15 protein-coding genes and 1 pseudogene are annotated in these 17,740 nt (G+C 67.5%); 3 read left to right on the forward strand and 13 right to left on the reverse strand.

The annotated features are described in order from the left end of the window. Positions 1 to 43: 43 nt before the first annotated feature. The 5 genes from B8V81_RS22800 to B8V81_RS22820 form a co-directional block, all read right to left on the reverse strand. A complete protein-coding gene (locus tag B8V81_RS22800) occupies positions 44 to 1,030 on the reverse strand; it encodes a beta-ketoacyl-ACP synthase III (RefSeq protein ID WP_101809245.1) in 987 nt (328 codons plus the stop codon). After that, positions 1,027 to 2,028: a phosphate acyltransferase PlsX gene (gene plsX / locus B8V81_RS22805; RefSeq protein WP_101809246.1), complete on the reverse strand. Its 1,002-nt coding sequence runs from the start codon at positions 2,026 to 2,028 to the stop codon at positions 1,027 to 1,029. Before plsX ends, B8V81_RS22800 begins: the two co-directional genes overlap by 4 nt. Next, complete coding sequence (fapR, locus tag B8V81_RS22810; protein ID WP_028597467.1) at positions 2,025 to 2,630, reverse strand: transcription factor FapR; 606 nt, start codon at positions 2,628 to 2,630, stop codon at positions 2,025 to 2,027. Before fapR ends, plsX begins: the two co-directional genes overlap by 4 nt. A gap of 144 nt (positions 2,631 to 2,774) precedes the next feature. Next, a complete protein-coding gene (rpmF, locus tag B8V81_RS22815; RefSeq protein WP_028597468.1) occupies positions 2,775 to 2,948 on the reverse strand; it encodes a 50S ribosomal protein L32 in 174 nt (57 codons plus the stop codon). Positions 2,949 to 2,998: 50 nt separating this feature from the next. Then, the gene (locus tag B8V81_RS22820) at positions 2,999 to 3,502 is read right to left on the reverse strand and encodes a YceD family protein (RefSeq protein WP_101809247.1); all 504 of its coding nucleotides are present in this window, start codon (positions 3,500 to 3,502) and stop codon (positions 2,999 to 3,001) included. A gap of 137 nt (positions 3,503 to 3,639) precedes the next feature. Between B8V81_RS22820 and B8V81_RS22825 the strand changes: the two genes are divergently transcribed. Further along, positions 3,640 to 4,884, forward strand: a complete 1,245-nt coding sequence (locus tag B8V81_RS22825) for a nucleotidyltransferase (RefSeq protein ID WP_028597470.1) — start codon at positions 3,640 to 3,642, stop codon at positions 4,882 to 4,884. A 177-nt stretch (positions 4,885 to 5,061) separates the two neighbouring features. On the opposite strand, the pseudogene B8V81_RS26315 reads toward B8V81_RS22825, so the two are convergent. Next, a pseudogene (locus B8V81_RS26315) lies at positions 5,062 to 5,832 on the reverse strand (S16 family serine protease); the annotation flags it as partial. A 98-nt stretch (positions 5,833 to 5,930) separates the two neighbouring features. Between B8V81_RS26315 and B8V81_RS22835 the strand changes: the two are divergent. Next, positions 5,931 to 7,292, forward strand: a complete 1,362-nt coding sequence (locus B8V81_RS22835) for a nucleoside recognition domain-containing protein (RefSeq protein WP_101809249.1) — start codon at positions 5,931 to 5,933, stop codon at positions 7,290 to 7,292. A gap of 109 nt (positions 7,293 to 7,401) precedes the next feature. On the opposite strand, the gene coaD is transcribed toward B8V81_RS22835, so the two are convergent. Then, the gene (gene coaD / locus B8V81_RS22840) at positions 7,402 to 7,965 is read right to left on the reverse strand and encodes a pantetheine-phosphate adenylyltransferase (RefSeq protein WP_084136541.1); all 564 of its coding nucleotides are present in this window, start codon (positions 7,963 to 7,965) and stop codon (positions 7,402 to 7,404) included. Further along, on the reverse strand, positions 7,949 to 8,539 hold the full coding sequence (gene rsmD / locus B8V81_RS22845; protein WP_101809250.1) for a 16S rRNA (guanine(966)-N(2))-methyltransferase RsmD: 591 nt from the start codon (positions 8,537 to 8,539) through the stop codon (positions 7,949 to 7,951). Before rsmD ends, coaD begins: the two co-directional genes overlap by 17 nt. A 280-nt stretch (positions 8,540 to 8,819) precedes the next feature. On the opposite strand from rsmD, the gene B8V81_RS22850 reads away from it, so the two are divergent. Then, positions 8,820 to 10,658, forward strand: a complete 1,839-nt coding sequence (locus B8V81_RS22850) for a fibronectin type III domain-containing protein (RefSeq protein ID WP_244912804.1) — start codon at positions 8,820 to 8,822, stop codon at positions 10,656 to 10,658. A 1,400-nt stretch (positions 10,659 to 12,058) separates the two neighbouring features. Here the strand turns inward: B8V81_RS22850 and B8V81_RS22855 are convergent. The 5 genes from B8V81_RS22855 to B8V81_RS22875 all read right to left on the reverse strand — a co-directional run bounded on the left by B8V81_RS22855 (position 12,059) and on the right by B8V81_RS22875 (position 17,630). Beyond that, the gene (locus B8V81_RS22855; RefSeq protein ID WP_028596827.1) at positions 12,059 to 12,685 is read right to left on the reverse strand and encodes an ABC transporter ATP-binding protein; all 627 of its coding nucleotides are present in this window, start codon (positions 12,683 to 12,685) and stop codon (positions 12,059 to 12,061) included. Between the two features lie 223 nt (positions 12,686 to 12,908). Then, the gene (locus B8V81_RS22860) at positions 12,909 to 13,916 is read right to left on the reverse strand and encodes an oligopeptide/dipeptide ABC transporter ATP-binding protein (protein ID WP_084136411.1); all 1,008 of its coding nucleotides are present in this window, start codon (positions 13,914 to 13,916) and stop codon (positions 12,909 to 12,911) included. Positions 13,917 to 13,969: 53 nt separating this feature from the next. Then, positions 13,970 to 14,851: an ABC transporter permease gene (locus B8V81_RS22865; protein ID WP_373864136.1), complete on the reverse strand. Its 882-nt coding sequence runs from the start codon at positions 14,849 to 14,851 to the stop codon at positions 13,970 to 13,972. Further along, entirely contained in the window at positions 14,848 to 15,927 is a 1,080-nt protein-coding gene (locus tag B8V81_RS22870) for an ABC transporter permease (protein ID WP_084136412.1), read from the reverse strand. The genes B8V81_RS22865 and B8V81_RS22870 overlap by 4 nt, the downstream gene beginning before the upstream one ends. After that, positions 15,915 to 17,630 carry an ABC transporter substrate-binding protein gene (locus B8V81_RS22875; RefSeq protein ID WP_101809252.1) on the reverse strand — a complete coding sequence of 572 codons (1,716 nt, stop codon included), beginning with the start codon at positions 17,628 to 17,630 and terminating at the stop codon, positions 15,915 to 15,917. The genes B8V81_RS22870 and B8V81_RS22875 overlap by 13 nt, the downstream gene beginning before the upstream one ends. Between the last annotated feature and the right edge of the window lie 110 nt (positions 17,631 to 17,740).

Consider the following 17,740-nt stretch of genomic DNA (forward strand, 5'->3'; position numbering starts at 1 on the left):
CCGAGGCGGCGGCGTCCTCCCGTTCGGAGGACGCCGAGTCCTGTCACCAGACGAGGACGGATGCCCCCCAGGTGAGGCCGCCGCCGAAGCCGACGAGCAGCAGCTTGTCGCCTTCGCTCACCTTGCCCTGCTCGACGGCTTCGGCGAGCGCCAGCGGGATCGAGGCGGCCGATACGTTGCCGTAGCGGTCGAGATTGACCATCGCCTTGTCCTCCGGCAGCTCCAGCCGGTTCAGAGCGGACTGGATGATGCGGATGTTCGCCTGATGCGGGATGAGCAGGTCGATGTCGCCTTTGCCGAAGCCGGCCTTGGACAGCGCCTGCTCCGCCGAGGCGCCCATGACGCGCACCGCGAACTTGAACACGTCGTTGCCGGCCATCTTGAGGTAATGCTGCTTGGCCTCGACGCTGTCCGCCGTCGACGGCAGGCGCGAGCCGCCGCCCGGAATCTTGAGCAGCTGGCCGCCGCTGCCGTCGGAGCCGAGCTCGAACGACCGGAAGCCCCGTCCCTCCGGCACCTCGCCGAGCACGACCGCGCCCGCGCCGTCGCCGAACAGGATGCAGGTGTTGCGATCCGTGTAGTCGGTGATGCGCGAGAGGCATTCCGCGCCGACGAGCAGCACATGCTTGTACAGGCCTGCCTGGATCATGCTCGACGCCGTCGCCAGGCCGTAAATGAAGCCCGAGCAAGCCGCCGACAGGTCGAATGCCGCGGCGCGGGAGGCGCCGAGCCGATCCTGCAGCAGGCTCGCCGTGGACGGGAAGAACATATCGGGCGTGATCGTCGCGACGATGATCAGATCGAGCTGCTCGGCCGTGATGCCGGCGCTCTCGAGCGCCTTCAAGCTCGCCTCGAAGGCGAGGTCGGACGTCGCCTGCCCTTCGGCGGCGATGCGCCGCTCGCGGATGCCGGTGCGGGTGACGATCCATTCGTCGTTCGTCTCGACCATCCGCTCCAGGTCTTGGTTCGTAAGAACCTTCTCGGGGACGTACTTGCCGGTGCCGATGATGCCGACCGATATGGACTTCATGACAGGACCTCTTTTCCTTTTATCTCTGCGGCCACCGTCGGGATGAGCCGGGCCTGCAGCGCGATCCGCGCCTGGCGGACGGCGTTTTTGACCGACTCGGCATCCGAGGAGCCGTGGCATTTGACGACGAGTCCGTTCAGCCCGAGCAGCGGCGCTCCGCCGTACTGGGCGTAGTCCATCTTGCTCTTCAGCCCTTTGAGCCCGGGCATGAGCACGGCGGCGGCCAGCTTCGTCAGCAGGCTGCTCGTGAAGGCGGACTTCAGCTCCTTCATGATCGCTCCGGCCGTGCCCTCCATCGTCTTGAGCAAAATGTTGCCGGCGAAGCCGTCGCATACGAGCACGTCGCAATTGCGCTGCATGACGTCGCGCGACTCGACGTTGCCGACAAATTCAATGGGAGCCTTCTCCAGCAGCTCGAACGCCGCCTTCGTCAGCTCGCTGCCTTTGCCCGGCTCGGTGCCGACGTTGAGCAGGCCGACGCGCGGACGCGCGATGCCGTGCACCTTCTCGCGGTAGATGCTGCCCATGACCGCGTACTGCGCGAGATGCTCCGGCTTGGCGTCCATGTTGGCGCCAAGGTCGAGCGCCAGCACGCCGACGTTGTCGAGCGTCGGCAGCACCGGCGCGAGCGCCGGACGCTCGATGCCGTCCATGCGGCCGACGACGAGCAGGCCGGCCGTCATGAGCGCGCCGGTATTGCCTGCGGACAGCATCGCGTCCGCCGCGCCTTCGCGGACGAGCCGTCCGGCTACGACCATCGAGGCGTCCTTCTTGCGGCGCACGGCGCGCACCGGCTCGTCGTCCGCCTCGATCCTCTCGCTGGCGGGATGGATCGTCAGATTGGACGGCGGAGCGCCGTCCAGATGCGCTTCGATCGCCTCGGGGGCGCCGACCAGCACGAGCTGCGTGTCGGGCCATTCGCGGGCCGCCGCCAGCGCCCCCTTGACGATCTCCGCAGGCGCGCGGTCTCCGCCCATCGCGTCAATCGCGATCTTCAATGCTCGTCTCCTCCTTCTATGCTTGCCGCTTCGCCGCCGGAACGGTGGATCATGAACTGGCCTTCGAACACCAGCTCGTCCCCGACGTAGGAAAACACCTCAACCTTGGCCTTGCTGCGCTGCCCGGCCCGGCGCACGTACGCCTTGGCGATGCACTTCTCTCCGAGGCGGACCGGCCGCAGGAAGCGGATGTCCGCCGTCGCGGTCAGCGCGACCTCGTCGTTGATGACGGCGACGGCAAGCGAGTTCGCCTGCGCGAACAGATGATGTCCCCGCGCGATGCCGCTGCGGGAGAAGGCATGCTCCTCCCCGATCTCGAAAATCGAGATGCCGCTGCGGTCAAGCTGCAGATCGACGATCTCGCCGATCACCTCGTCGGCCTGCAGCGAGCGGATCGGATCGTACGAGCGCTCCGCCATCAGCTTGAGCCGCTCGCGAAGCTCGGGTATGCCGAGCTCCATCCGATCCAGGCGGACCGTCTGGATGCTTACTTTGAGCAGGCGGGTCAGCTCGCGGTCCGTCATGAAGGGATTGTCCTCCATATGCTTCAGTAGCTGCTGATGCCGCTGCTTTTTCGGAAGGCGTTCGATGACCTGCACCACCTTTAACCTTAACCTATGCACGATTCCGAAGTTTAACACCTGGTACCAATTCAGTATAGTAGAATTGCCCCCGGCCCGCAAACCCAAAAAAAACGCCCGCCGGAATGGCGGGCGCTTCGGTTCCCCCGAAGGGACGGAAGAGGACTATTGGGAAATAACCTCTTTGGTTTTGTAGTATCCGCAAACTTTGCAAACATGGTGAGCCAGCTTGAGCTCTCCGCACTGCTCGCACTTCACCATGCCCGGCACAGTCAGCTTGAAGTGCGTGCGGCGTTTGTCGCGGCGGGTCTTGGACGTTCTGCGTTGTGGTACTGCCATTGTCTAACACCTCCTTCAAAGATCGGCGTTGCCTCAATCATGAGCCGCTTCTACTCCAGCAGCTTTTTAAGCGCCTCGAACCGGGGATCGATGACATCCCTGGAACAGCCGCATGATTGCTCGTTCAGGTTGGTTCCGCAATTCGGGCAAAGCCCCTTGCAGTCGTCGCTGCAGAGCGGCGCCATCGGCAGGTAGATGAGCAGGGTGCCCTCCACGTAAGGCTGAAGGTCGACCTTGTCCTCTGCGACGAGGATGAGGTCCTCGTCCGCCTCCGGATCCTTCACCATCGAGGCGAGCGCGAAACGCTCCTCGATCGGAATGCTCAGATGCTCCTCCACCGGCTCCAGGCAGCGCGAGCAGACCATCGTCAGATCGGCGCGAAGCTCTCCGGCCACCTGCGCCGTGCCCTCGTAGGGCCGGACGTCAAGCTCCACGGACATAGGCTTGGCCGCAACGACGTCCTTGCGATCCTGCAGCAGCTCGGTTACATCCAGCTTCTCGCGGAAGCTGGGCTCCTGTCCTTTGGACACGACTTCCATGACACGAAATTCCATAAGATCACTCCAAACAAACAAAATTTATTATATCGAGCTTGGAAGCCTTTTGTCAACCAAATCTCCTTGTCATTCACCGCTTCGTTCCGCCCGTGCTATAGTAGGAATGAAAACGCTGACCGAAGCGAGGTGCAAGGATGCGGACCGTAGGCCTTATCGTCGAGTATAACCCGTTTCACCATGGCCATGCCTATCATCTTCAAAAATCGAAGGAAGCCGCCGGCGCCGAAGCGTCCGTCGCCGTCATGAGCGGCAGCTTCCTGCAGCGCGGCGAGCCCGCGCTCATGGACAAGTGGGCCCGGACCCGCACCGCCCTCGAAGGCGGCATCGACCTCGTGCTCGAGCTTCCGCTCGCCTATGCCGTGCAGCCGGCCGAATGGTTCGCCTACGGCGCCGTCTGGACGCTCGAGGCGACAGGCGTCGTCGACGCGTTCTGCTTCGGCAGCGAGACCGGCGAGCTGGCGCCGCTGCGCGCTGCCGCCCGCTTGCTCGCGGAGGAGCCGGAATCGTTTCGCGCGGCGCTGGCGTCCGGCCTGGAGCGAGGGCTCCCGTATCCGTCCGCGTACTCCGCCGCGGCCGCCGAACTGCTGCGCCGGGACGGCGGCGCGGAGTTCCCGCCGCTCGCGGCGGAGCAGCTCGCGCAGCCGAACATGACGCTCGGCCTGCATTATCTGCTTGCGCTCGAGCGGCTCGGCGGCCGCATGGAGCCGCTTACGATCCGCCGCGAAGGGGCCGGCTACCATGACGAGGCCGGCAGCGGCTCGATCGCCAGCGCGACCGCGATCCGCCGCATGCTGGAGCAGGGCGGCGGCGCGGCCGGCATCGCGCGCTACGTGCCGGCGTCCACGCTGCGCGTCGTGGAGGAGCAGCTCGCCGCCGGCGAGGCGCCGCGCCGCTGGGACGACTACTTTCCGCAGCTGCTGCACCGGCTGCTCGTCGAGCCGCCCGCCTCGCTCGCAGGCACGCTCGGCTTCGGCGAAGGACTGGAGCGGCGGATCGCCGCCCAGCTCGCGGCGCTGCCGGAGCTCGGCTTCGAGCCGCTGCTCGCCGCCGTCAAGACGAAGCGCTATACGCGCACGCGGCTGCAGCGCGCGCTGCTCGGCGTGCTGCTGAACCTGCGCGCCGCGGAGCTTGGCCGCGAGCGCCTGGCGGCCGGCCCCGGCTACATCCGCGTGCTCGGCTTCACGCCGCGCGGCCAGCAGCTGCTCGCGCGCATGCGGCGCGAGGCGTCGGCGCCTGTGCTGACCAGCGCCGCGCGGGCGGACGGGCTGCCGCTGCTGGAGCTGGACGTCCGCGGCACGGCGGTGCATGCCGCAGGCGGCGGCAGCCGCGATCCGAGGCGGCTGCTGCGCGACTATTACGAGCCGCCGATCCGCCTGTAGCCGCTGGCGCTCGAAGATCCGCAGCCGATCCGCCCGTAGCCGCTGGCGCTCGAAGATCCGCAGCCGATCCGCCTGCAGCCGCTGGCGCTCGAAGATTCGCCGCGGCTGCAGCAGGGCGACCGCCTCGGCGAGCGTGTCCGCGCCGACGACGCGCATCCGCCCGCCGGCGCGCCGCGCCGCTTTTTCCGCCTCGCCCGCCTCCGACTTCGGCGCGACGAACAGGCCGGCTCCCGCATCCACGGCCGCCTGGGCCTTGCGGGCGACGCCGCCGACCGCTCCGATGCGGCCGGCGGCGTCGATCGTGCCGGTGCCCGCGATGCGGCGGCCGCCGAGCAGCTCCGCATCGGGCGTCAGCCGATCGTACAGCGACAGCGCCGCCATCAGCCCGGCGGACGGTCCGCCCGCTGCGGCCGCGCCGAGCCATAGCGGCTCCCGGCCTCCGTCCGCGAGCCGCAGGCCGGACGGCTGGGAGCCGGCTTTTTCCGCCTCTCGCTCCGACGTCCCGGCCTCACCCTCCGCCTCGACCACCTCCCGCTTCGCCTCGTCGGCCGCCGCTCTCGCCGCCAAGAGCAGCGCTTGCCGCATCGCTTCTTCCATCCGTATCCGGTAAGCCTCCTCCGACGCCCCGCCGAGCACCGAACGCACGCTCAGCGCGTCTCCGCGCCCCGTCAGCTCGGCGTACGCCGCCTCCAGCAAGCTCGCCCGCTCCAGCTTGACCGCCGTATACAGCCACGCCGGACCCGTCGCGGCGGCAGCCGCTTCGGCCTCGCGCCCCTCCATGGCCGCTCCGAACTGGATCAGCGGCGCGGCATTCCGCGCGAATCCAGCCGTCTGCACGTAATACGGCCGCGGCAGCGCCGCCGCTGCGACGAATCCCGCCAGCGCCAGCGCGGGCAGCCAGCGGCGGATCGACGCCCGCGGCGCAAGGCCCGTCCTTTTTTCCCGCATGCCTCCCCCTCCTCCGCTCTCCCCGTTCTTCTAAGCCCGTCCGCCGATGCGTATACATACAGGAGCCTGCCCGTCCCAGATCGAAGGAGGACCGATCCATGCTCCGTACCCTCTTGACCGCCTGCGCCGCCATCCTCGTCGTCGCCGCCATCGTCGGCGGCACGTCCGAGGCGTTCCAGGCGTCGCTGTCCGGACTGTCGCTGTGGTGGAATTTCGTCTTCCCTGCCGTGCTTCCCTTTCTCGTGCTCGCCGAGCTCATGCTCGCCTTCGGCCTCGTCGACGGCCTCGGCGTGCTGCTGGCGCCGCTCATGCGGCAGCTCCGCCTGCCCGGCTCTGCCGGCTGGGCGCTCGTCCAAGGCTGGACGAGCGGCTATCCGGCCGGCTCGAGCGCGGCGGCGCGGCTCGTCCGCTCGCAACGCCTCACTCCCGCGCAAGGACAACGGCTGCTCGCGCTCGTCCATTCGCCCAACCCGCTGTTCGTCATCGTCGTGCTCGGCGCGGGCTTCCTCCATCAGCCGCTGTTCGGTCTGCTGCTGCTGCCGCTGCTCTGGGCCGGCTCGCTGCTCGCCGCCTGGACGATGAGCCGACTCGCGCCGCTCTCGGCCGCAGAGACGAAGACGACAAGCGCGGACGGCACGAACGCGTCGGCCGCAGCCGCCGAGCCCAGCGGCTTGACAGGCGCCGGATCGCGGGACGCGTCCGGCTCCGACCGCGAAGGGGAGCCGGCAGCGGAAGGCCCGCCCGCGCCAGTCGCGATGCGCCCGGCAGCGACCCGCGCCAGCCTCGCGTCCCGCGCCCTGCAAGCGGTCGAGGACGGCCGCGCGCGCGACGGCCGCAGCTTCGGCAAAGCGCTCGGCGACGGCGTGAACGGCGCCGTTCAGCAGCTCATGGCGGCCGGCGGACTGATCATCCTCGCCTCCGTGCTGCTGCGCCTGCTGCAGCCCCTGCTGCCTGCCGCCATCGCCGGCCCTGGACTGACCGCCGCCGCCGAGGCGCATCTGGGCGCGGCGGCGCTGGCCAGCTGGCATGCGCCGGAGCCCGCCTCGCTGCTGCAGGCGGCCGCGCTCGCCGCCGCGCTCGGCTGGGGCGGGCTGTGCGCCCTGCTGCAGGCGGGCGGAGCGGCGAGCGGCAGCGGCCTGCGCCTGCTGCCGCTCGCCGGCTCGCGCCTGCTCGCCGCCGCTTATTCCGGCGGGCTTGCGCTGCTGCTGTGGCGGCCGCTGTCGTCGCTGGCCGGCTCGGCCGCTCCCGCCTTTGCCGGCGCGGGCTGGGCGCCGCCCACGGGCTGGGCGGCCGGAGCCCAGCGGCTGCTCCAGGAGCCCGGCGCCTGGAGCGGCGTGCTGCGCGGAGCGCTGCTGCTGCAGCTGCCGCTCGCCGCAGCGCTCGTCTCGGCGCTGCTGCTGCTGTCGGCCGCTGCCGCGCTGGCTCTGCGCCTGCGGCGCTCCGCCCGCACCGAGGCGTGAGCGCCGGAACGGCCCGGGCGATGCGGCGACTCGACGACGTGGCGTCTCGTTCGTTCCGCCTGCCCGTTTTGACGCGCGCAAGCTTCCCCGGCACGAACAAAAACCGGCCTTACTCAGGCCGGTCCGGATATTTGAGCAGCAGCTCCCTTTCGACCGCCGGCGGCACCAGGTCCTTGACGCTGCCTTGGAACCGGGCGATTTCTTTGACCATGCTGGAGCTCAAGTAGGAATATTTCGGATTGGTCATCATGAAGATCGTCTCGATCTCCTCGTCGAGCCGATGGTTCATCGAGGCGAGCTGCAGCTCGTACTCGAAGTCCGTCACCGTGCGGATGCCGCGCACGATCGTGCTCGCGCCGCGCGAGCGCATGAACCGAACGGTCAGGTCGCGGAAGCTGTCGACCTCCACGTTGGGGATGTCCTTCGTAATTTCGACGAGCAGCCGCTTCCTTTCCTCCACGGAGAACAGCGGGTTTTTGCTCGTATTGTTGAGCACGGCGACGATGACCGTGTCGAACTGCCGGGCCGCCCGCTGGATGATGTCCAGGTGGCCGCAGGTGACCGGATCGAAGCTGCCCGGATAGACCGCGATGCGCCCCTTTCCCGCCGTGCCCGCAGCGGTCTCCGCCTCCGCGCCGGCCGTTCCTTCTAGATGCCTATCCTTCTTGTCCATCTGCAGCCTCCGTATTCCCGTCTTCGCGACGGCGGTACACCGTGACCGCCGTCTCGCCGTACTCCGCCCGCTTGCTCCGCTCCCATGCGCCGATCCGCTCCGGATAGGCGCGGGAAGCGTCATGCTCCACGACGATGACCGCATCGTCCGCCAGCAGCTCCCGCTCCTGGAGCTCGGCGATCAGCTCGTCCATATGCGTCAGCCGGTAGGGCGGATCGAGAAAAACGGCCGAAAACCGCTGTCCCCGCTTCTGCAGCGCCTTGACGGCACGTCCCGCTTCATTGGTATAGATCTCCGCCCGCGCGGCCATGCCGGCCGCCGCGACGTTCGCGCGCACGACCGCCACGCTCGCGCGGTCCATGTCGACGAACACCGCCTTGTCCATCCCCCGGCTCAGCGCCTCGATGCCGAGGCCTCCCGTGCCGGCGAACAGATCGAGCGCCCAGCCGCCGTCGAAGTAAGGACCGATCATGCTGAAGATCGCTTCCTTGACCTTGTCGGTCGTCGGCCTCGTATTCATGCCGGGCACAGCCTTGAGCGCGCGCCCTTTCGCTTCGCCCGCGATCACTCTCATCGTGGTCCGCTCCTCCTGTTGCTTGCGGCGAGTCGCCGCCAAAATGGCCTTCCTATCGTACCACAACCGCGGCGCGCGATGAAAGCGCTGGCCAAAGCCGCGGCGGGAGGCTCCGGGCCAGAGGTCCGCTCTGGCTGCGAAACGCTTGTCACCGGCCGCTTGCGGGCGGGCGACCGGCGGAATTTGTCCCTCCGTCCGCTTGATTTTCCCCTTACCGGCCCTCCTGGACCGCCGGATAATGGAAGGGAACTCATTTCCCTATCCGAAGGAGGAAAATCATTTGACCCCAACCCGGTTCAAGCTGCCGCGCCGCCTCGCGGCCGCCTGCCTGTCCCTCGCGCTCGCGGCCGGCCTGAGCGCCGCCGCCCTGTCCGCGCCAAAAGCCGCCGAGGCCGCTCCGGCCGGCGGCTACAAGATCGTCGGCTACTGGCACAATTTCGACAACGGCTCCGGGTTCATCCGGCTGCGCGACGTCTCGCCCGACTTCGACGTGGTGAACGTCAGCTTCGCCGAGCCCGTCGGCGGCAGCTCGACCGGCAACATCGGCTTCGCTCCCTACAATTATACGGAAGCGGATTTCAAGGCCGACGTCGCTTATTTGAAAAGCCAAGGCAAAAAGGTGCTCATCTCGATCGGCGGCGCGAACGGACAGGTGCAGCTCGCTTCGACAGCCGCCCGCGACGCGTTCGTCAGCAGCGTCTCCGGCATCATCGACAAGTACGGCTTCGATGGCCTCGATGTCGATTTCGAAGGCCATTCGCTCTACCTGAACGCCGGCGACTCCGACTTCAAGAACCCGACCACGCCGGTCATCGTCAACCTGATCAGCGCGCTCAAGACGATCGACGCCCGTTACGGCAGCGACAAGTTCGTGCTGACGATGGCTCCGGAGACGTTTTTCGTCCAGCTCGGCTATTCGTTCTACGGCGGCAGCTGCATCAGCTGCGACAGCCGCGCCGGCGCCTACCTGCCGGTCATCCACGCGACCCGCGACATCCTCGACTGGCTGCAGGTGCAGAACTACAACTCCGGCCCGATCACCGGCCTGGACGACCAGTATCATACGATGGGCAATGCCGACTTCCACGTCGCCATGGCCGACATGCTGCTGACCGGCTTCCCCGTGGCCAAAAACGCCGCCAGCTTCTTCCCGCCGCTGCGTCAGGAGCAGGTTCTGCTCGGCCTGCCGGCGAACGGCAACGCGGGCGGCGGCTTCACCTCCGTCGCGGAGGTGCAGAAGGCGCTCGACGCGCTCATCAAGGGCCAGCAGCTGAGCACGTACAAGACGCGCGGCAGCTCGACCGGCTATCCGAGCTTCGGCGGCCTCATGACCTGGTCGGTCAACTGGGATAAATTCAACGGCTTCGAATTTTCCAGGCAGCATCGCGCCTACCTGAACGCCATCGCGCCGAGCGCGCCGGACACGCAGCCGCCGACCGCTCCGGCGAACGTCGTCTCGACCGCCAAAACGGCTTCGAGCGTGTCGCTCTCCTGGGGCGCATCGACCGACAACCGCGGCGTAACGGGGTATGTCGTCTATTATGGCGGCAGCTCGCTGCAGACGTCCGGCACGTCGGCGACCGTCGCCGGCCTCACGGCCAATACCGCCTACACGTTCACGGTCAAGGCGAAGGACGCCGCCGGCAACCTGTCCGCCGCCAGCGTTCCGCTCTCCGTCACGACGAGCGCGCCTTCCGCCGATACGACGCCGCCGACCGCTCCGGGCTCGCTCGCCGCGACCGCCAAGACGGCTTCAAGCGTCACGCTCGGCTGGAGCGCTTCGACCGACAACGTCGGCGTTACGGGCTATGTCGTGACCTATGGATCGACGTCGGTGGAAACGGCTGCGACGAGGCTCGTCGTCACGGGCTTGTCGCCGTCGACCGCCTACACGTTTGCGGTCAAAGCCAAGGACGCCGCCGGCAACCTGTCCGCCGCCGCCTCGCTGACCGTGACGACGGACGCCGCTTCCGGCGCCCAGGCGTGGGCGGCCGGCGTCAGCTACAAGACCGGCGACCTCGTCACGTACGGCGGCAAGACGTACTCCTGCCGCCAGCCGCACACATCGCTGCAAGGCTGGGAGCCGCCGAACGTGCCGGCTCTGTGGCTGCTGAAGTAAGAGCTGAGCTGAACCGGACGACGCGGCGGAAACCGGCCCGGCCAGCGCGTGATGCGGGCTGACGCGGCAACGTAAGGATGCCGTCGCCGACGCGGGTTGCCGCTCAAATAGCCAATAAGGCGAAGCCGAGAGCATGCTCTCGGCTTCGCCTTTTTTTGAATTCAAGGCACTTTGAGTGCCCTGAATTCGAGATTGGTCTGGGTTTCGCTGGTTCAAGGCACTTTGGGTGCCCTGGATTCGAGATTGGTCTGGGTTTCGCTGGTTCAAGGCACTCTGAGTGCCTTGGATTCGAGATTGGTTTGGGTTTCGCTGGTTCAAGGCACTTTGAGTGCCTTGGATTCGAGATTGGTCTGGGTTTCGCTGGTTCAAGGCACTCTGAGTGCCTTGGATTCGAGATTGGTTTGGGTTTCGCTGGTTCAAGGCACTTTGAGTGCCTTGGATTCGAGATTGGTCTGGGTTTCGCTGGTTCAAGGCACTTTGAGTGCCCTGGATTCGAGATTGGTCTAGGTTTCGCTGGTTCAAGGCACTTTGAGTGCCCTGGATTCGAGATTGGTCTAGGTTTCGCTGGTTCAAGGCACTTTGAGTGCCCTGAATTCGAGATCGGACTCGTCTTCGATGATTCAAGGCACTCTGGGTGCCTTGGTTCGAGATTGGTCTAGGTTTCGCTGGTTCAAGGCACTTTGAGTGCCTTGAACTCGAGATTGGATTGGTTCTCGCTGATCCAAGGCACTTTGGGTGTCCTGAATTCGAGATTGGATTGGTTCTCGCTGGTTCAAGGCACTTTGGGTGCCCTGGATTCGAGATCGGGCTCGTCTTTGATGATTCAAGGCACTCTGAGTGCCTTGAACTCGAGATTGGATTGGTTCTCGCTGATCCAAGGCACTTTGGGTGTCCTGAATTCGAGATTGGATTGGTTCTCGCTGATCCAAGGCACTTTGGGTGTCCTGAATTCGAGATTGGATTGGTTCTCGCTGGTTCAAGGCACTTTGGGTGCCTTGGATTCGAGATTGGTTTGGGTTTCGATGATTCAAGGCACTTTGAGTGCCCTGGTTTCGAGATTGGTTTGGGTTTCGCTGTTTCAAGGCACTTTAAGTGCCCTGGATTCGAGATTGGTTTGGGTTTCGCTGGTTCAAGGCACTTTGGGTGCCCTGGATTCGAGATTGGTCTGGGTTTCGCTGGTTCAAGGCACTTTGGATGCCCTGGATCCGAGAGTAAGCTCGTCCTCGCTGATTCAAGGCACTTTGGGTGCCCTGAATTCGAGATCGGGCTCGTCCTCGCTGGTTCAAGGCACTTTGAGTGCCTTGGATTCGAGATTGGGCTCGTCTCGCCCGCCTTTGCTGCCCGCGCGCGGCGTTCAAGTCGCCCTAAAGTCCGACTTCAAGGCATCCCGAAGCCCGACGTCAAGGCATCATTACTGTCGTCGCGTCCCCGCGCAGCTCCTCCCAGCGAAGACGGCGCGTGCAGATGCGCTCGAGCAGCGCCTCGTCGTGGCTGATCGCCAGCACGCCGAGCCCCCGCTCCTGCGCGACGCCGAGCGCCGCGCGCCAAATGCCGGCCTGCGTGAGCGCGTCGAGCATCGCCGTCATCTCGTCGGCGATCAGGACGCGCGTCGCCGGGCCGAGCGCCCGGGCGATGCAGACGCGCTGCAGCTCGCCGCCCGACAGCTCCAAAGGCCAGCGGTCCAGCCAGGAAGGCGCGATCTGCAGCGCCTCCAGCAGGCTCGGCTCCGGCGCTCCCGCTTCGGCGAGGATGCGGCGGATGCGCCAGCGCGGATTGACCGCGCGCTCGGGATGCTGCAGCACGAGCTGCGCCGGATGCGGTCCGCGCCGCGCGGCCGGCCGGCCGCCGTACCGGACCTCCCCTTCGTCCGGAGCCAGATGGCCCGCGAGCATCCGCGCCAGCGTCGATTTGCCGACGCCGCTGTCGCCGCTGATGCCGACCACTTCGCCCGCCTCCAGCGTCAGGCTCATGTCGCGGAGCAGCCAGCGTCCGCCTAGATGAATCCCCACTTTGTCCACTTCCAGCATATCTAGCCTCCTGCCCGGCTCATCCGCCTCGACACGACCGGCGCCTTTTCCGGACCGATCCATGACCATCACTCTGCCCTCATTCCGCCTCGACACGTCCCAACTCCCTTCCAAGCCAAACCGCTCCTCCGCTAACTCACGCGTCCATCCCACCGCCCTCAATCCGAGATCCCCTCCAAGCCAAACCGCTCCGCCGCCACATCGCGCGTCCATTCGACCGTCCTCAGTCCGGCTTGAAGCATCGCACCTGGCCGCCTCTCCACACCCGCATCGCCGGCTTGGCGGCGCGGCACTCCGGCGCGGCCTGCCCGCAGCGGGCGGCGAAGGCGCAGCTGGCCGCGGCTTCCTCGGGCGCCGGCTGCACGCCCGGCAGAGGCCGGAAGCCGTTCGCCGGCAGCGCCTGCCACAGCGCCCGCGTATACGGATGGCGCAGCCGCTCGCCGGCTCCGGCAAAATCGGACGCGGCGGCCAGCTCGACCGCCTCGCCGGCGTACAGCACCGCGACCCGGTCCGCGACGCGCAGCGCCGCCTCGATGTCATGCGTCAGCAGCAGCACGCCGCAGCCGCCGTCCGCCAGCTCGCGCAGCGCCTGCAGCGCTTCCGCCGCCTTGCCCGCCTCCATGCCGGGCGTCGGCTCGTCCGCAACGACGAGGCGCGCGCCGCCGAGCGCCGCGGCGGAGACGAGCACCTTGCGCGCCATGCCGCCGGACAGCTGATGCGGATACAGCCGCTCGGCCCGCTCCGGCAAGCCGAAGCGGGAGAAAACCGCGCGCAGCCGGCTCCGCGCCTGCGGCCCGCGCTGCCGGCCGAGCGCCTGCTCGCCCGCGCGCAGCAGCGGGTCCAGGTACGTGACGCCTTGCGGCACGAGCGCCAGCTCCTTGCCGCGCAGGCGCAGCAGCCTCTCGCCGTCAAGAGGCTCGCCGGCATACCGGATCGAGCCGGATGAGCGGGCATTGTCCGGCAGCAGCCCCATGACGGCATGGGCGAGCAGGCTTTTGCCCGAGCCGCTGGAGCCGACGAGCGCGACGAGCTCGCCCGCTCCTACGCTCAGGTCGACGCCGGCGAGCGCCTGCACGGTCCTTCTTTGCAGCCCGCGACCATACTGCAGGAACGATACGCGCAGCCCTTCGATCTCCAGAAGCGGTGCCGCCGCGCCGAGCGCGGCTTCCTCCGAGCTTGCTCCGCGCCGGGACGCCTCCTGCGCCGGAACACGCTTTGCCCCAATCGCCATCGTCTTCTCCTCCTCGTGCCTCCTCGTGCTTGCCTTTCGTCCGGATGCCGGCCTCACTGCTGCGACCGCCCCGGATCGAGCAGCGCCGACGCCGCATGGCCGAGCCGGTCGAAGGCGCCGACGAGCAGCAGCAGCGCCACGCCCGGGAATACCGCCAGCCACCACAATCCGGCATTGAGATACCGCATCGACTCGGACAAGATGACGCCGATCGCCGGCTGGTCGGGAGGCAGGCCGAGCCCGATGAAGGTGATCGCCGCTTCATGCAGGATCGCATGAGGGAATAGAAGCAGGCAGCCGGTCAGCAGCTGCGGCAGCAGATGGGGCAGCAGATGCCGCGTCATGATCCAGACGCGGGACTTTCCGAGCGACCGCGACACGGCGACATAATCGGCCGACCGCAGCTGCATCGCCTCCGCGCGGATGAGCCTGGCGAGCGAAGGCCAATGGGTCAGGGCGACGCCGATGAGGACGCCGCGCAAGCCGCCTCCGCAAACGAAAGCGATCAGGATCAGCGTCACCAGATGCGGCAGGCTGAGGAACAGATCCATCAGCCAGGAGACGATCCGGTCCGCCGTGCGGCCGAGCAGCGCGGCCGAGAGGCCGGCGGCGGCGGCGATCGCCGTTCCGGCCAACGATGCGAGCAGGCCGACCTGCAGGCTGAGCCACAGCCCTTGCACAGTGCGGACCAGCATGTCGCGTCCGAGCCAGTCCGTGCCGAGCGGATGACCCCAGGACGGCGGCAGGCTGCGCTCGGCCAGATTCGTGCGCAATCCCTCTCCGCCGCCGGAGAGCGACGCCCAGAGGCCGAGCCCCAGCAGAGCGGCGACGAGCAGCGCGGCTCCGACGAGCAGCCGGAGCCGTCCCGACGGCAGGCTTGCCGCCGGGACGGCCTTCCGCTGGGTCGCAGCCTTCATTTCAGGGCGCTCCATCATGATGTACGGCTCCTTTCGCGCAGCCTCGGATCGACCAGCCGATAGCTCAGATCGGCGAGCAGGTTGCCGGCAAAGACGAACAACGCGCTGCCGAGCACGAGCCCCATGAGCAGCGGCACGTCGCCGCGAAGTCCCGCTTGCACCGTCGCCTGGCCGAGCCCCGGATACGAAAACACCTGCTCCGCCAGCACGGCGCCGCCGAACAGCTCGCTGAAGCCGGCCAGCTGCAGCGAGAGCGCCGGCAGGGCGACCGCCCGCAGTCCATGCCTGCGCAGCAGCGCCCAGCCGCGCTCGCCGCGGGAGCGGGCGTACAGCGCATGGTCGCTCGCCAGCACCTCGAGCAGCTTCTGGCGCGTATGGAGCGCGACCGGCGCGATGCCGACGACGCTCAGCGTCAGCGCCGGCAGCGCCATGTGGCGCAGCCGGTCCAGCCAGCCGACCTCCTCCGCCGCCATTCCGGCCGGAGCGGCCAGGCCGATCGGGAACCAGCCGAGCGCGACGCCGAACACCGTGAGCAGCAGCAGCGCCAGCCAGAACGGCGGCGTCGAGGCGAGCAGATAGCAGCAGCGGCGGATGAGCCGATCCGGCCAGCGGCCATGCGCCATCGCGGCCGCGATGCCGGCGGAGAAGCCGAGCGCGCCGGACAGCAGCCACGCCGCGGCCATCAGCAGCGCCGAGCTCGCGAAGCGCTCCGCGATCACGTCCGCCACCGGCTCGCGGTAGATCATCGACGTGCCGAGGTCGCCGCTCAGCAGCGCCCCGACCCAGCGGAAAAACCGCTCGAGCGGAGGCTCGTCCAGCCCCCAGTAGGCGGCGATCTGCGCCTGCTGCTCCGGTCCGACGCGGAGGATGTCGGCGCCGATGTACGCCCGCACCGGATCGACCGGCGAATGGCTGACGAGCGTGAACGTGACGGCGCTCACCGCCGCGAGCAGCAGGATGAGCCGGAGCGCCTTTCCAAGGAGGTACAAGCCCCAGCCGCCCTTGATGCCTTCGCCTCCCGAAGCGGACTGCGCCGCCTCTGCTCCGGCCCCGCGCCTCCGCCCGTCTTGGATGTCCGCGCTCAGCTTTTCCATGTCCAGTCCGCGATGTTGTCGGTAATCGGCCAGCCGTGTCCATGCGGCTGGATGCGCTGCTTGCCGACGTCCAGCTTGTCGCTCACGAGATACAGATGGTCGAGGTTGACGAGCCAAGCCCATGGCGCGTCGCCTAGCGCGCTGAAGCCCGTCTCGCCGTCCCACTGCGCCTTCTTCCAGAACTCCAGCGCTTCGGTCTCGGACGGCGCGGCAAGAGCTTTGTCCATCCAGGCATCGACGGTCTTGTTGGCGTAATAGCCGGCGTTGTAGTAGCCGACGCCGCCGGACGCGCCGCGGAACAAATGGTCCATCTCCAGCGGATCATGGCTCCCCCAGCCGAACAGCGTCGCATCCGCATGCATGCGCTTCTCGATCTCCTCCCAGCTCTTGCCGTCCGGGCGGATCTCGATGCCTGCCTCCCGCACCATGTCCGCCGCGGCCAGCGCGAGCGACTGGCGGGTCACGTCTCCGGCGGGATAGAGCAGCGTGAATTCCGCCCGTCGGCCGTCCTTGTCCAAAATGCCGTCGCCGTCGGGATCGCTCCAGCCGCCCTGCTCCAGCAGCTGCCGCGCAGCGGCGGGATCTCCGTCCGGCACCGTCGTATCCGGGTTCCACCAAGGCAGACCGTCGCTCGGAGAATAGGCGGGAGAGCCGTAGCCGTCCAGCACGCCGTCGACGAGCGCCTGCCGGTCGATCGCCGCGTTCACCGCTTTGCGGATCGCCGGGTCGGACGTCACGTCGTTGCCGATCGGATCGCCGCCTGACGTCTTGCCGCCGGCGGGCTTGTAGGGGAATTGGATGCCGCGATTGTCCACCGACTTCACGTCGACGAGCGTCATGCCCGCCACCGGCTGACGGCTGAACGACGACGGGATGTAGGCGACGTCCGCCTCCCCGGCCTTGGCGGCCGCGAACGCCGCGTCCTCGCCGAGAAACAGGAACGTCAAGCGCTTGAAGGACGGCTTGCGCCCGTAATAATTGGGATTGGCCTCTACGATCAGCTGCTGGCCCTTGTCCCACTGCACAAGCTGGAACGGCCCCGAGCCGATCGGCTGCTCGGCGTAGCTCGGGCCATACGCATGCTTCGGCACGATGCCGGTGGAGACGAGCAGGCTGACGAACGTCGACTGCGGCGAATGGAGGCGGAATACGACCACATCCACGGCCGGGGCTTCCACGGCCTCGAGATTCGTCAGATCGACGGCCGCCCCGCTCTTCGCCGTCTGCTCGAATGTGAACGCCACATCTTCGGCCGTCACCGGCACGCCGTCCGTGAAGACAGCGTCTCCCCGCAGCTTGACGGTCCACTCCAGTCCGTCGCCGCTGACCTCGTAGCCGGTCGCCAGATCGTTCACGATGTTCAAGTCGTCGTCGCGCTTCAGCAAGGTGCTCTGGAAAAGCGGCGAGCCGTATCGGCCCCAGCCGGTGACCGGGTCGAACCCCGTCTCCGGCTCCGAGCCGACAGCCAGGATAAGGCTGTCCTTCGCCTGGGCTGCGGCTTGCCCGGCGTTGCCGCCCGTCTCCGCGCCGGCCCCTGCCGGCTTGGCCGAAGGCGCCGGCGTTCCTTCCGCTCCAGCGCAGCCTGCTAGCGCGACGGCGATGAGCGCGGCTGCGACAGCCGGCCTCAGCTTTCGGCGCTTTTCCCGGCGGATGCCGGCTCCGCTCCCGTTCCTGACGTCCTGCCTTCCCCGATCATGCCTCATGTTCTCTCCCCCATTTTCCGCTGCACGGCTCCTGTGTGTTACGATTCCTCCCGATTGTAGCACACGATGCCGGATCTGCCTATGAAAAACTGCCTCTTTACGTCATATTA

It is taken from the genome of Paenibacillus pasadenensis (assembly GCF_002864175.1).
Taxonomy (GTDB): domain Bacteria; phylum Bacillota; class Bacilli; order Paenibacillales; family Paenibacillaceae; genus Paenibacillus_O; species Paenibacillus_O pasadenensis.

Coding starts and splice junctions, on each gene's coding strand:
- B8V81_RS22800 (WP_101809245.1), bottom strand. CDS start 1,030: ATGAAGTCCATATCGGTCGGCATCATCGGCACCGGCAAGTACGTCCCC.
- rpmF (WP_028597468.1), bottom strand. CDS start 2,948: ATGGCAGTACCACAACGCAGAACGTCCAAGACCCGCCGCGACAAACGC.
- B8V81_RS22820 (WP_101809247.1), bottom strand. CDS start 3,502: ATGGAATTTCGTGTCATGGAAGTCGTGTCCAAAGGACAGGAGCCCAGC.
- B8V81_RS22825 (WP_028597470.1), top strand. CDS start 3,640: ATGCGGACCGTAGGCCTTATCGTCGAGTATAACCCGTTTCACCATGGC.
- B8V81_RS22835 (WP_101809249.1), top strand. CDS start 5,931: ATGCTCCGTACCCTCTTGACCGCCTGCGCCGCCATCCTCGTCGTCGCC.
- coaD (WP_084136541.1), bottom strand. CDS start 7,965: ATGGACAAGAAGGATAGGCATCTAGAAGGAACGGCCGGCGCGGAGGCG.
- rsmD (WP_101809250.1), bottom strand. CDS start 8,539: ATGAGAGTGATCGCGGGCGAAGCGAAAGGGCGCGCGCTCAAGGCTGTG.
- B8V81_RS22855 (WP_028596827.1), bottom strand. CDS start 12,685: ATGCTGGAAGTGGACAAAGTGGGGATTCATCTAGGCGGACGCTGGCTG.
- B8V81_RS22860 (WP_084136411.1), bottom strand. CDS start 13,916: ATGGCGATTGGGGCAAAGCGTGTTCCGGCGCAGGAGGCGTCCCGGCGC.
- B8V81_RS22865 (WP_373864136.1), bottom strand. CDS start 14,851: ATGATGGAGCGCCCTGAAATGAAGGCTGCGACCCAGCGGAAGGCCGTC.
- B8V81_RS22870 (WP_084136412.1), bottom strand. CDS start 15,927: ATGGAAAAGCTGAGCGCGGACATCCAAGACGGGCGGAGGCGCGGGGCC.
- B8V81_RS22875 (WP_101809252.1), bottom strand. CDS start 17,630: ATGAGGCATGATCGGGGAAGGCAGGACGTCAGGAACGGGAGCGGAGCC.